We start from the raw sequence: 11876 nt of genomic DNA, 5'->3' as shown, positions 1-11876 counted from the left end.
CGCTAAATGTTTTCATCTGAGTCATCAAGCCAATTGTAGTCTATTGTAGGGGTATCGCCTCCTGTGCCACCACCGAGCGGTACCGGTGGAGCAAACCATTGAGAGAGATCAAGAGGTTCTTTGGCAATGATTATATATCCGACACCTTTTTCAAGTTTATCGAAGCTATTAACCGGCCTTCCTGGTACCCATGATCGATAACTGCCCAGCGTTCTGTAAACGGCAACGCAGTTTGATTCTGTAAGCCCAAGAGCGCTCATGCTGACATTGTCGGCAGTATCTAAAGCGACTACGCTATTCGGCCCCGCTATGATATTTGTCGCCATTGCATGAAGTTTTTTTAATAAACAAAAGCCCGGTTACCCGGGCCGTTATCTTAGCTCAGGATAAAATCACCATTGGTGAAGTTTCCTGTGTACTTCGTGCCGGAACTATTTGTGAATCTGAACGGCTGACCGTTGTAGTCGGATGGGAAATCCACAAGCGCTACCTGCACACCACCAGCCTTGATGTTCATGCTCATCGGCGTGCCAGATGGGCTTGCTACCTTGTTGAACTCAAACTTGACTGTTGCATTCGTTGCAGGCAATGTGGTTGTTACACCAAAGTCAGTTTTATTAGCTACTGATGTAAACGTCTGTGCCGTATCAAATGTCAATGGAGTATCTGTTGTACCTGCTGTCATTGACCATGAAGGAACACCTGATTTTTCTGGCGCCAGGATGGTAATGGTCAGATCAAGTTGACCAAGGCCGTTCTTCTGAAATTTCAATTGGCTGGTTGTGACAACTTTGCCTCTTGCAATTTTAATCACGCCTCCCAATCTGTGTTTTATTTCAACACTTTGCTCGATCTGTGGCTGGCTTGCAGGAGCTTGCCATGTAGGAGGATCCGTCTGAGTTGCCCCTGGGATTACTGTCCCGCCCCATAATTTCTGCAATATGTATACGTCGATATCATACACAGACAGTTTCAGCGTCTTTTTACCAGGCACAGTGACGCTGTAATAAGGCTCATCAGAATCTTCAATATTGAAGTCTGTTGTAGTGCCTTCGGGAACTTCCAGTATAGGTGTACCTTCTACAATACCGCCAAGCGTCGTAAGAGATGTACCCATGCCGCCGTCTGGTGCGACATTGCCCATCTTGATATATTCTAAACCGTAAAAAGCTTTCTTTGCCATTTTAGTTGTAGTTAATGTGAAAGAATTCGATTCTTATGTTTAAATAATGCTGATCACCTTCTGAGAATAATACTTGCTGTTGAACCTCATAGTTATAATCTTCACCCCATGCACTTAGAAGGTCAACCGCAATCCGTGTAAGGTCTTTTAAGCGTTCTAAGTTGGGTTGTGAGTCTTGTATGTTATCAACCTTAATCTTAAGGTTTGGAACGTGAATATTGACGTTAGCCACAGCTTCCTGCAGTTGTTCATTATTTACCGGAAGACAGTTAATCACGATATCTTCAACATTACTATTGACTGGTCTGGCTTCCTTGTAAACATCACCGGTGATGATTGTTTTCAACTCCGAGTTATTTATCTGGTTCCAAACGATGTCAACTATGTCGAATGTGGTTATCATGATCGCGCTAAACTTCTTTTAATTGCGTCAACTGCTTTTGACAAATCGTTCTTTGCGGTGATGCTGCTTGCTGTGATTACGTCTTTCCCCCGGCTTTCGACTGCCGCGGCGTAATCCATACCAGCCACAACAATGAGTACATAACCCCGAGGAAAACTTGCTGCAACTTCCAGAGCCACACGTTGAGCAGTATTAGCGCCTGTAGTATCAGACTTTACTCGTGCTGCTTTTTTGAAATTTTGAAAGAGCTGTTCACCATCACGCAGAATCACATATCCAATGGAGTTCCTAAGGTTACCTGTCATATCAGTGTAGTTGCCATTTTCACGGGCGTTCTTCACAAATGTTTCGCCGATACGTTTTAACCTGGTAAGGGTTGCAGTGTCAAGTGCTTTCATTTTATCCTCAAGGAACTTTTGAATGTCTGCTTTGGAAAACTTTGGCACAAGTTTCATAACCAAGCCCTCGCGTTTAACTGGCCTATGCTGAAGCGTTTAAGTTTAGATTTACAGATTTTATCTGCACCACTAAAAACTTCGACATTGCAACCCGCAGGCACATCCTGAACAGGCAAAGGCATATATAAAGTCCAACTGTATTCCAAGCGTTTACCGTCTTCGTCCGTCAGGAAGCCTCCACTGCTATTTGCTTCAACTCTTCCAGGATATTCAATGATGCTTGGTGTCCCTTCAACCCAATTACCTTGCCCATTACGATAACTGTTGCCCGTAACAGTAAACACTATTCTATGAGGATACTGTCTTACCATACAGACTTGCTCGTAATCTTTGGTTTTGGAAATAACTTATTGTCAAGGCCCAATTCAGAGGCTAAAGCGGAATACCAGGCTTTCACCCCTTCCATATTCCATTTTACAGAATATCCTCCTTCGGAAACCTCTTGCAACCCGGCCATCATTAAAGGAAGCTGATTGTACATCGCCTCCTTTAATGATCTTGTCTCCGTTATCGGATCATCCGGAATGATTGATTGCTCCAACAGGAGGATATCTATTTCAGCGGCTGACACACCGAATTTTCCAAGAATAGTTGATATGTATTCCTTATTGGTCACTATGCAGCTACATCTGTTGTTAACAAGAATATGCCGTCGATAGCTTCCAATGCAGGGAAAGCGTTTAATTCAACCTGTGTGAATTCCTGCCATGGGTTGTTATCTCTCCACTTAGAAAGCAGAGTGCGATCGTACTTCGCATATGTAACGCCCTGGATAGGCTCCATATCTTCGATAGCGATTGCATTGTGAACAATACCCAGCTTGCCGGCAGGAACGAAAACAACGTTCTCCTTTTTGAAAGGATTGATTGTTTGAATTATGCCATCCTGCTCAATACCTCTGCGCTCATTGATTACCTTGATAGTTGGTAACTGGTTAGCGGCCAGATATTCATTGATGATGGTGAGGGTTACAACGAAATTCTTGTTGCTGCCAGGATTCTGATATCCGGAGATAGCAGATTTAACAGCTGCAAGGTTTTTCATTGCCAGCCAAGTCTCCATATCGATCCAGATTTCGGAGAATGCACGACCTGACTGAGCAGCATACAGAACTACATCGTTGATGTCCTTGAAAGGATCTGCAGTTGGATCAGTCCACACTTTAGAAACCTTTCTTGTTTGTTCAGGTGCTGCCAAAAGATCAACTGCGCCGAGGGCAGAGCCATCGGGGTTGTTCAATACATTAATGCTTATTTGGAATGTTGAAACAGCCTGCAGGAACATGATATCCAGCCTGCGGTCTGTAGACGCGGCAGCATTGGTAACGTCTTTCCAAAGCTTTTCAATCAGCTGCTGCTTCTTTTGGGCGTCTGCGATCGGCAGGTTTTCCAAACCTTTGAGCGCCCTGTAATCCTTTTGGTTAAGAGCAAAAGACTGCTTCATTGTTGGAATCTTACCTTCCAACATTTCCAGCTTCCCTCTGCTTCTCTTTGGTGCCGGTGAATCCGGATCCACTATTGAAGCGGCGGCTTCGATGCGGGAACGGCCAATCGCGGTAGCGAACGTCAATTCCATTTGAGGAAGTCCCCAATCGAGATACTGCCTCCAGATTGACTTTGTATACAGAGCATCCAGAGAGTTGTCGATCAAAGCCTGTAAATTTTGCTGCTTTGCCAAGTCTCCGAACACTGATGGTACTATTGCCATTTTTAAAAATAGTTGAGAGTTAAAAAATTGGTTTTTCCCAGGTATTGGAATTACATCGACTGAGAATAAATTATGCCAGGCAATGCTGCTGCGATGTCTACAGAGTATGGAACTCTGCGAGCGTACAAAGTAGCACGAATGGCAACTGAAACGCTTTCGCCAGAGTCTACTACTGCATCAGCGTATAACACGCCTTTGATAACAGGCAAAGCAGCAGATGTTGCACCGGTAGCAGTTGAAGCAAACAATACGTCTCCAGCTGTAGCAGCGCCGATTGTTGTACCTACTGTCAACAGATCATAATCCGCATTTGAGGTATCAATTGCAGTGATTGCATATGCTGCACCACCTTTGCTTTTGGCAAGGTTATCACCCACCTTAAGGATGCTGCCTTTTTTCACCTTGTACTGCGTTGCGGTGCCACCAGCATTTTCGTAAACCACGGCTGTTGCCATTGGTTTCGCTTTGCGGGTTGACTCATCAAACGTCATTGGAGTCCCTGCTTTAAGTACAGTGCCGATTACTAAACCGGTTGTATCAAGCAGGAAACCGCCCTGGGCAAGCTGTATGTCCTTGCCGTAGCCCTGGAACACAGGAATGTCACTGGTTCCATATTTTCTTTTGAAGCCTACGCCCATTTTGTTAAGATTTTACTTTTTAACTGATTCGCTTTGTTTCTTGCCGAATGCAACGATATCAGGGTCTACTGTTGTTGCACTGGCGGCGCTCTTACCACCTGCAGGAGGCGTGTTAATTGCGAGACCTTTGTCAACCATCTCCTGACGAAACGCGTTATAGTCGTCGTTAACTTCCTGAACAAATGCTTCAAGATCTTCATCCTTTTCAGGTAAAGCTCTTTTATCGTAAAACCGTGCAGGAATGTCTTTAAGCTTTTCAGCAGCCTTTGTTTGCATGCTTGTTTTAGCCTTATCAGCTTTTAGTGTCTGTACCTCTTGCAAGAGAGTTTTCAGTAACGTAGCTGTGTCGTCCGTCTTTGGATCTGTTTTGTCCTCTTCAGTTTTACCACCCTCGCCAGGCTTCTTTTCAGCCGCCTTTTTTTGAGCTTCGGTAACCCTGCGGTCGCCTTCTTTTTGGAATTCTGCTGCTAAATCGGGAATTGAGATTGGAAGGTTTTCGAGTTCGTCAATGACGCCCTGTATTTGACTTTCCTCTGTTACTTTTGCGGATAATTTGTCTGCATAAAGTCCCAGGAATATCCTTGACACCCCTGGATATTTTACAATCAGTTGTGCCAGCAGTTTCTGTTTCATGTGTAAGAACTTTCTTTTTGAATTTTCAGATTCAAAAATGTTCAAACTATTGGGTAGAGTAAAATATGATATAGCAACACTGCGGTTTTGTTGCTATATTTGCTGTTTATTTCAAACATAAAGTCGGTTGGCCAGTTTTTTTGCTCCATCAAACAAGTTGTAAGACTCTGAAATTTTATGAATCATGCTTCTCAGATATCGGCGTGACAAATACAACTATGTTAGTTTTTTGGCAATACCTAAAGCCCTATTAACCGATCATTATGTCAATTAACAAATGCTTTGTGTGCAAAACCTGAATAAGCAAATGAAATATGTAGCGATAGGAAATATTGAAAACGTTGAGCTTGCTGGCTGCCTGGATATTACTAATACAAGAGGCAACTATGTGACGGTTGTTAATAGATTGGAGTTGCTATTGGCGTTGAGTTCAAGTAGATTTCATGCTAATAAAATTGTTAGTAGCATCCAAGCTGAAGCTAAAGCATCTTTTTTGCCTTTTCATGAGTATGTCATCAACGAGTTGCAACATGAATTTAGGCTTGCTAATCGCCTTAAGCACAATGAAAAATATGAAAATGAGGTATTGTCAAAATGGTCGAAAACTATTATATTGAGATATAACGTGGAGGTCGCCGAAGAGTTTTTGGGCTTAATTAAAACTAATAGAGCCAACAGAAAGCGTTAAACCTCCATACAATCCGACTATGGAATTCTCAAAAGATGAAATCATTGCCAAGGTTGAATCTGGCTTCGATTTAACTATAGAAGAAGAAGCATTTTACATGGTTGAAATTCTCAAAGTAGCCAATAGCCGTGAGGAAGCTTTGCAATACATCAAAATGGCAAATAACGACGATCAAGAACAAGACAAACTTTTATAATTTTACATCATGGAATTTTCCTTAGATGAAATAATGGCCAAAGTCAATGCAGGCATTGAACTATCCAAAGAGGAAGAAATATTCTATTTGGTGAAAATCATGCGCGCTGCAAAAGATCGCGATGATGCAATCCGGATTATCGCTATAGCAGATAATAATGACCCTAACCTTATTATCGATTAGTCATCCATCCTAATTTCAGCATCATTTCAGTAATAGAACTTTCAATGTTCTTAAAATCTTCTTTAAGCCATTGTGAGCGAAAGCCCAATGGTTCTTCACTTGAGATTATACTGTCCAAATACTTTGTAAGCTTCGCACTATTTGCATTATTCGCAATGTATTGAGCATAACTTCGAGCCCATATTTCTTTTGGGCTATTTAAGTACCGCAAATGCTTCCTTAGCCTATCATCCAACGAATAATCCTTATTGTCAAAGGTCATAAATCCATTGTCAAGAATGGATTGAATGTTTTTAATAGCATCTGATTGCTGTGCGGCCTCCATAACTTTAGCCATTGGTAGATCTGCAGATAAGCTGGCCCAACTTCTTTCACTTCCAATAGCATGCAGGTCAAAATAGTGGCCCATCTCGTGAATAATACTTAACTCGGGATGGGGAGAATTGGAAAGAAGTATCTCAAGCGGCCTGCCACCAATTGAAGCAAATGCAGCAGCGAATTCCCTACTCTTGCTTGGCTTAAAAGGAATATCGTTAAGGATCCCGTCACCGTGTACGCTGTCAATCGCAATAAGAGCGTTGTCTACCTTGTCGGATATCTTTTTGTCTACCCTGATAAATTGACTGCGAATGTTTTTTCCAGCTGGTGTGGTCTGGCCAGTACTTGTATTAAACTTCTCGTTATCCTCTCCAGCAGCTTTAAAATAATCTGAATTGTCCTTTACCCAATACGGTTTACTCTTCCATTTGGCAATTCTGTCTTTATTTATCAATACGTATTCCTTAAATGCTGCAGGCGTGTCTTCAACTTCATTCTTGCTTTTGATGTTAAGGTTCTCGCCTCGCAACATCGCCTCCTCGACCTTGTCATATTCCTCATCAGACATCATTACCGGCACCTGGTAACAGATGCATTGCGGATGCCATCCAGTCCAATGAAAGTCTTTTGGATATTTGCCGGCCAACTTATCGCATATGTCGTACATCGGATGAGCGTTAGACAGCTTAATTTCGATACCTACGACAAAGGGCATGGTTTGCCAACGCTGAAAGTCCGAATTGCGATAGGCCATATTGGTTTCCGTCCGCGTCAGACGCATTGCGTTCTTAAAGGAAGATCTGTAAACACCTTGACCGGGATTGTATTCTTGGGCAGCTCTTGAAAGCTTAAAAGAGCCAGTATCGTCCTTAGTTTTTGTCTCGCCGAGGATTGTGTTAACTAATTTACTGTCAGCTGTCCTAACACGCCTATAAAGCTTATCAGGATCATTTAGATATTGCTTCATATCTCTCGCTATTTCTGCCGCTGATTGTCCTTTGCTTATACCGAGCCCCATGGATTGTTCTATTTCATGCCTATAAGGATCAACAGTGTTCCAAACGCGTTTGCTTAAATCAATGCCTTTCTCTTTACGATTGATGAATGCTTCCAAGGCATTTGCATTTGGATCATATAAGACTGCCTTAGTCTTTTTAGAGAGCCTTTTACCGGCCAGCCGAACGTCAAGCAGAGTGTTATTCTTTTCATTGGACAGTCCCCAGGAAGATTCTATTCCGTTGACAACGGTTGAGTAGATGCTTCCATGCATCTTTTTGATGGCACGGTCAATACGATTTTGTAAGGCCGGATAGTCCTTTAACTCAAAGACGTTCCCACCTATATTGATTTTACTTGCAGCTAATGAGATCTCTTGAATTGTATCGTCATATATGGAACGGATCCTCTTTGACGCTTCAATGAGCTGGCGCAAGTGCTTTTTCTCGTATTGATCGTTGATGTTTTGCAATTTCTGCGGTTTTTTAAGCTTGCAACTATCGAGCAGATTGATTAATTTTTGTCTCTTACTATACACTTCGAGACGGGGGATTGCTTTTTTAGGCAATCCCTTCATTATTTTATCATGCCTATTGCATTAAGTCATTTAATCCTTCCTGAGCGTCCTTCTTCTCCTGGTCAATCTGCTTTTGTTCATCATCCGCATTCTGTACAAGTGGGTTAAGCCCAACAGCTGTCTTTTGGCTTAAAATGGGCCTCCCTGTGCCGACCGCAGAGGTTAACAAATCGATCATTTCTTTCTCGTTGGATGGCAGATAATAGGTGAACTTTGGTTTAACTGAAAGCGTCAAAGATGGCTTAAGCTTCAAGTTGATTATTGCATTAGCTGCTTTTAGGAAGTTTATTCTACGTTGAATGCCTTTACCGAAAACCTCCTCTTTGTCTGAGGCTTTAAGATGTGCACCCAAGAATAACATTTTGAGAGCAATGCCTGAGAATGTTCCGAGCGACTGCATCTTCTCAATGGAAATATCAGGTGTATCGCTGAAATCAAGGATAAGAGATCGCAAATTTGTTTGTTCCAGCTTAACGCTTTCGGGAGACTGATCCCATGAAAGATATTCGGCCTTGGCGCCGTTCTCACCTTGCAGCACCTTCCCTTGTTCTCCCTTCTTTGCGAACCCAGTGACTTCGCCTTCAACAAACACTATTGGACTACCAAAATAGTCGTTTGTGTCACCGTGATTTGAAATTGAAGTTTCGTAGCGCTCAATGAGCTGCTGCACATCTGCCCATTCAACTGCATCCTGGTTGTAGTAGATGACGGGGATTTTCCCAATCATGTTAGTTTCAGGGGTCGTCTCCCACCCAGCATCAGTCTTCTTTCCTTTGATCGTCGCCTTATCCGTGTAAAGATCAAAGTGTTCTATCTTTTTGTCCCCTTCTGGCAAAAAGTAGCCCCGGCCGAATGCAATCATATCTCCTGCGTTATTGTAAACAGGATAGAGCTTATCCCCTAACGAATTGGCCAGTATTTTCATTCTGAGCCTGAAGTTGCTCCCCTGGTTAAAAGTACCTTTCCAGTATTCGCCATCAACAGGCTCGGTGTACCAGAGCTCAGCGACTTCTGTTTCCTTCATCATTAGCTTGAGAATGCCTTTACTGTCATAATCCAGCTTGTTATCATCCCATGTTTTAGTAAGGATTCCAACCAGAGACTTTTCGATCTCTGATTCCGGATTTGCTACCAACTGAATGGGATTGCCACAAAGGAAAGCGGCTGCTAGTTGTACAATCTTTTTTTGAAAGGGTACGGGCAACCGGGCTACATCAACAAACGAAGCTCCGTCATCGGTTTCGACTTTCTTTTTCGGGCGGAGTGTTTCATTCATCACGGCATGCCCTGACACGTCATACTGTTTGCTGATCTTGTCAAAATCGAAAGCAGGTTTTGTCGCAACCACTTTCTTTTTAAGTTCTTCAAAATTGGATATTAGCGTTTCTAATTCTTGCTGTTCCATTTTAGATTGATTTATTAGTGAAAGAAGCCGCCGAGCTTCTTTTTAGTTTTCTTTTCTACCATTAGTTCCCGCATTATTATCGCAATCAAACAGTCAAACTCGTCGTCATGCTGAGCGTTTGGAAATGAGGTTATCTGGTTAACGAATGGATCGCTCCACTGGCCAGCATGCAGGATCACCTGTCCTGACTCAATCTTTGGCGATACAATGTGAGCCCTGGTCATTTTATCATCATCAGGCGCTGCACTTTCGATGATATTGAGCTTTGTTCCCTTCCTGATTGTCTGAACTACGGATTTGCCAGACGCCTTCGGTTCAACATAGATCTTGCTTCGGTTTGTGTAACCGTTCTGCGTGACATACTCAGGAAGCCACTTTATTAAATCGGGAAACTCCTTCCATACGCTGATTCTATTGTATACATGTACCTTGTCATTTTCCATGTAATAGCAAACAACAGCTGTAGGATCATTCTCCTCATCCTCAGTGTATGCTGTATCAAGCTGGAAATGTGGGATCGTATAATCCAATAACCGGTCACGCTGAATGATAGCAAACCAGTGCTTTTTGATTATTCCACCTTCAGCCGGTGACGGACGTTGTTGCATTTGACCGGCATATCCGTAGCTACCAAGTTCCAGTCTTGCCTGTAACAGAGATTGCCTGGTACGCCGCACAGGATCAAAAAGACCGTCGACATAAAAGTTTCTCAGCTCGGCCGGTTTTACATCATTACTCAATTCTGCGGGGATACAGATATGTTTTATCCTTAGCCCCTCTTCCTCTTTTTTTAGCAGATAACCGGTTGTATCAAGCTCATGCAATCGCTGCATTACAATAATCGTGACGGTTACTTCCTGGCTGACTTTACGGCTGCTTAATGTCTCCTGTACCCACTTATTAGCCCTTTCTCGCTCCGTCTGAGAAGCTGCAATCTGTGGACTCATGGGATCATCCACAATCAATTGGTGTGCGTGAATACCAGTGATACCACTTCCCGTTGATGTTGTATATCTCTCCCCTCCTAAGCCATTACTAAACTTTGTTTTACCGCCACCCGCTTTCTTCCCATGCAGATGGGGGAATAACCTCTTATACTTGTCGCTCGTATAAATCTTGTAGCACTTCTCTGCGATGTCTTCAGCCGGCGTACTGGCATAACTCCCACAGATGAACCTTTGCGTCGCGTCAATAGTCCAGCACCACACAGGGTACATCTCGGAAATGATGGTTGATTTAGAGGATCCGGGCGGCACGTTTATGAGGAAATAATCAAACTCCTTTGGCTTCCTTTCTTTCACCCTTTCGCCGATTGCCTGAAGCTGATCACACAAGTATTTTACGTGCCAGTTCCATATGGGAGTTTCAGCAATAACAGTATCCCAGAAGTAGATTACAAACTGGTAAAACGACCTCCGGCTTATTTCAGCATACAGTTGTTCATGTGTGATGCTAATTTTCGGTTTCTGTATTGTCTGTGTACTTTGCAATTTCCATTAAGGTTTCAAGCGGCAACTTGGATAGGTCTAATCCCGAATTGCTCGGTAATCGCTGCCCGTCCGTCGTCATGTCTTTCTTATCTACCAGTCCAAGATCCCGGGCAATGATGTTCGGATTAAGCATGCCAGCGGCAGCGCCAGTATATTTCTGGTTAAAAATTATTTCCCGTATGCGCGTAACGATTTCGGAAAAGCCTTTGCTCATTTTATCTTCTTTCCCTTCCAATTCCTTTTCGAACTCATTGAAATACTTTGTATTAACGTCTAGGAATAAACATAAACCTTGCAGGGTGAATGCTCTCATTTTTGGAACTTCACACTTGATTGCATCCTTTCCATTGAACTCAACACTTGGTAACGGATTCTCTTCACACCATTCAAAGTATTCGCATGCAGCTTCCCATAATACTTTGGGGCTGGAAAAGATCCTCTTCCTGCCGTGAGAGCTTCTTTGTTCCCAGAATTTGTTTCCGATCGGTGCAGCCATTAGTTTTTCATTTTAGTTAATAATTCCTCTACCCTTTCATTGAAATCATCGTACACTTTCACCATGGTTACTACTTCCCTTATCATTCTGCTTACCCTGCTTTTATCCTGGGTCGTTACATCACTCAAATGACGAACAAGGCCGGGACGGATATCCAGGCATTCAATTGGTTGCTCGTAGACTTGCGGATCGTACATGTGAAGGATCACGGCAACAAACTCTTTTCTTACTTCAACCTTTTCAGATTTATGAAGAGGTCCGGAATAAAGTAATGGATCGATGTTTTTAATTGCGCAGAATAAATGATAAAGGCCGGGGATCTTCGAGAAGTCGTTTTCTCTTTCTTCGTGCATAGTAAGAAGAGACGACGCTATTGAGGGCATTTTACTCGCTAACAAATACCCCAATAAAGCATACTTTTTCTTGCTTAACACCATATAAAACAAAAATACTCATAAAAGTTATTTATAAACTAATATGAGTATTCCACAATTGTGAATAAACA

At 42.7% G+C, this 11876-nt stretch carries 16 protein-coding genes; 3 read left to right on the top strand and 13 right to left on the bottom strand.

What is annotated here, in order from left to right; genetic code table 11:
- Nucleotides 1–2 precede the first annotated feature (2 nt).
- The 8 genes from QTN47_RS27490 to QTN47_RS27455 form a co-directional block, all read right to left on the bottom strand.
- Entirely contained in the window at nt 3–326 is a 324-nt protein-coding gene (locus QTN47_RS27490) for a hypothetical protein (protein WP_369332675.1), read from the bottom strand.
- A 50-nt stretch (nt 327–376) separates the two neighbouring features.
- Nucleotides 377–1183, bottom strand: a complete 807-nt coding sequence (locus tag QTN47_RS27485) for a hypothetical protein (protein ID WP_369332674.1) — start codon at nt 1181–1183, stop codon at nt 377–379.
- Nucleotide 1184: 1 nt separating this feature from the next.
- Nucleotides 1185–1586: a hypothetical protein gene (locus tag QTN47_RS27480; RefSeq protein ID WP_369332673.1), complete on the bottom strand. Its 402-nt coding sequence runs from the start codon at nt 1584–1586 to the stop codon at nt 1185–1187.
- Nucleotides 1583–2041, bottom strand: a complete 459-nt coding sequence (locus QTN47_RS27475; RefSeq protein WP_369332672.1) for a hypothetical protein — start codon at nt 2039–2041, stop codon at nt 1583–1585. The genes QTN47_RS27480 and QTN47_RS27475 overlap by 4 nt, the downstream gene beginning before the upstream one ends.
- Before the next feature lie 307 nt (nt 2042–2348).
- Nucleotides 2349–2660, bottom strand: a complete 312-nt coding sequence (locus QTN47_RS27470; protein ID WP_369332671.1) for a DUF6706 family protein — start codon at nt 2658–2660, stop codon at nt 2349–2351.
- Nucleotides 2660–3751 (bottom strand): major capsid protein, encoded by a 1092-nt coding sequence (locus QTN47_RS27465; protein WP_369332670.1) that lies wholly within the window; start codon nt 3749–3751, stop codon nt 2660–2662. The genes QTN47_RS27470 and QTN47_RS27465 overlap by 1 nt, the downstream gene beginning before the upstream one ends.
- A 50-nt stretch (nt 3752–3801) precedes the next feature.
- Nucleotides 3802–4389 carry a hypothetical protein gene (locus QTN47_RS27460; protein ID WP_369332669.1) on the bottom strand — a complete coding sequence of 196 codons (588 nt, stop codon included), beginning with the start codon at nt 4387–4389 and terminating at the stop codon, nt 3802–3804.
- A 12-nt stretch (nt 4390–4401) separates the two neighbouring features.
- A complete protein-coding gene (locus tag QTN47_RS27455) occupies nt 4402–5022 on the bottom strand; it encodes a hypothetical protein (RefSeq protein WP_369332668.1) in 621 nt (206 codons plus the stop codon).
- Between the two features lie 307 nt (nt 5023–5329).
- Between QTN47_RS27455 and QTN47_RS27450 the strand changes: the two genes are divergently transcribed.
- The 3 genes from QTN47_RS27450 to QTN47_RS27440 are packed head-to-tail and all read left to right on the top strand — an operon-like array spanning nt 5330 to nt 6089.
- On the top strand, nt 5330–5710 hold the full coding sequence (locus QTN47_RS27450; protein WP_369332667.1) for a hypothetical protein: 381 nt from the start codon (nt 5330–5332) through the stop codon (nt 5708–5710).
- 19 nt (nt 5711–5729) lie between these two features.
- Nucleotides 5730–5906, top strand: a complete 177-nt coding sequence (locus QTN47_RS27445) for a hypothetical protein (RefSeq protein ID WP_369332666.1) — start codon at nt 5730–5732, stop codon at nt 5904–5906.
- 9 nt (nt 5907–5915) lie between these two features.
- On the top strand, nt 5916–6089 hold the full coding sequence (locus tag QTN47_RS27440; protein ID WP_369332665.1) for a hypothetical protein: 174 nt from the start codon (nt 5916–5918) through the stop codon (nt 6087–6089).
- On the opposite strand, the gene QTN47_RS27435 is transcribed toward QTN47_RS27440, so the two are convergent.
- Genes QTN47_RS27435 through QTN47_RS27415 form a run of 5 tightly spaced genes read right to left on the bottom strand, consistent with a single transcriptional unit; the run spans nt 6079 to nt 11808 of the window.
- Entirely contained in the window at nt 6079–7971 is a 1893-nt protein-coding gene (locus tag QTN47_RS27435) for a hypothetical protein (RefSeq protein WP_369332664.1), read from the bottom strand. The genes QTN47_RS27440 and QTN47_RS27435 overlap by 11 nt on opposite strands.
- Before the next feature lie 22 nt (nt 7972–7993).
- Nucleotides 7994–9385: a phage portal protein gene (locus QTN47_RS27430; RefSeq protein WP_369332663.1), complete on the bottom strand. Its 1392-nt coding sequence runs from the start codon at nt 9383–9385 to the stop codon at nt 7994–7996.
- 14 nt (nt 9386–9399) lie between these two features.
- Nucleotides 9400–10875 carry a phage terminase large subunit gene (gene terL, locus QTN47_RS27425; protein ID WP_369332662.1) on the bottom strand — a complete coding sequence of 492 codons (1476 nt, stop codon included), beginning with the start codon at nt 10873–10875 and terminating at the stop codon, nt 9400–9402.
- Nucleotides 10838–11371 (bottom strand): DNA-packaging protein, encoded by a 534-nt coding sequence (locus tag QTN47_RS27420; RefSeq protein WP_369332661.1) that lies wholly within the window; start codon nt 11369–11371, stop codon nt 10838–10840. The genes terL and QTN47_RS27420 overlap by 38 nt, the downstream gene beginning before the upstream one ends.
- Entirely contained in the window at nt 11371–11808 is a 438-nt protein-coding gene (locus QTN47_RS27415; RefSeq protein ID WP_369332660.1) for a hypothetical protein, read from the bottom strand. Before QTN47_RS27415 ends, QTN47_RS27420 begins: the two co-directional genes overlap by 1 nt.
- Nucleotides 11809–11876: the final 68 nt, after the last annotated feature.

This window comes from Danxiaibacter flavus (genome assembly GCF_041060425.1).
Taxonomy (GTDB): domain Bacteria; phylum Bacteroidota; class Bacteroidia; order Chitinophagales; family Chitinophagaceae; genus Danxiaibacter; species Danxiaibacter flavus.
The sequence above is the reverse complement of the archived record's forward strand: the minus strand, read 5'-3'. Positions and strand labels throughout refer to the sequence as shown.

Coding starts and splice junctions, on each gene's coding strand:
- QTN47_RS27490 (WP_369332675.1), bottom strand. CDS start 326: ATGGCGACAAATATCATAGCGGGGCCGAATAGCGTAGTCGCTTTAGAT.
- QTN47_RS27485 (WP_369332674.1), bottom strand. CDS start 1,183: ATGGCAAAGAAAGCTTTTTACGGTTTAGAATATATCAAGATGGGCAAT.
- QTN47_RS27480 (WP_369332673.1), bottom strand. CDS start 1,586: ATGATAACCACATTCGACATAGTTGACATCGTTTGGAACCAGATAAAT.
- QTN47_RS27475 (WP_369332672.1), bottom strand. CDS start 2,041: ATGAAACTTGTGCCAAAGTTTTCCAAAGCAGACATTCAAAAGTTCCTT.
- QTN47_RS27465 (WP_369332670.1), bottom strand. CDS start 3,751: ATGGCAATAGTACCATCAGTGTTCGGAGACTTGGCAAAGCAGCAAAAT.
- QTN47_RS27460 (WP_369332669.1), bottom strand. CDS start 4,389: ATGGGCGTAGGCTTCAAAAGAAAATATGGAACCAGTGACATTCCTGTG.
- QTN47_RS27455 (WP_369332668.1), bottom strand. CDS start 5,022: ATGAAACAGAAACTGCTGGCACAACTGATTGTAAAATATCCAGGGGTG.
- QTN47_RS27450 (WP_369332667.1), top strand. CDS start 5,330: ATGAAATATGTAGCGATAGGAAATATTGAAAACGTTGAGCTTGCTGGC.
- QTN47_RS27445 (WP_369332666.1), top strand. CDS start 5,730: ATGGAATTCTCAAAAGATGAAATCATTGCCAAGGTTGAATCTGGCTTC.
- QTN47_RS27440 (WP_369332665.1), top strand. CDS start 5,916: ATGGAATTTTCCTTAGATGAAATAATGGCCAAAGTCAATGCAGGCATT.
- QTN47_RS27430 (WP_369332663.1), bottom strand. CDS start 9,385: ATGGAACAGCAAGAATTAGAAACGCTAATATCCAATTTTGAAGAACTT.
- QTN47_RS27420 (WP_369332661.1), bottom strand. CDS start 11,371: ATGGCTGCACCGATCGGAAACAAATTCTGGGAACAAAGAAGCTCTCAC.
- QTN47_RS27415 (WP_369332660.1), bottom strand. CDS start 11,808: ATGGTGTTAAGCAAGAAAAAGTATGCTTTATTGGGGTATTTGTTAGCG.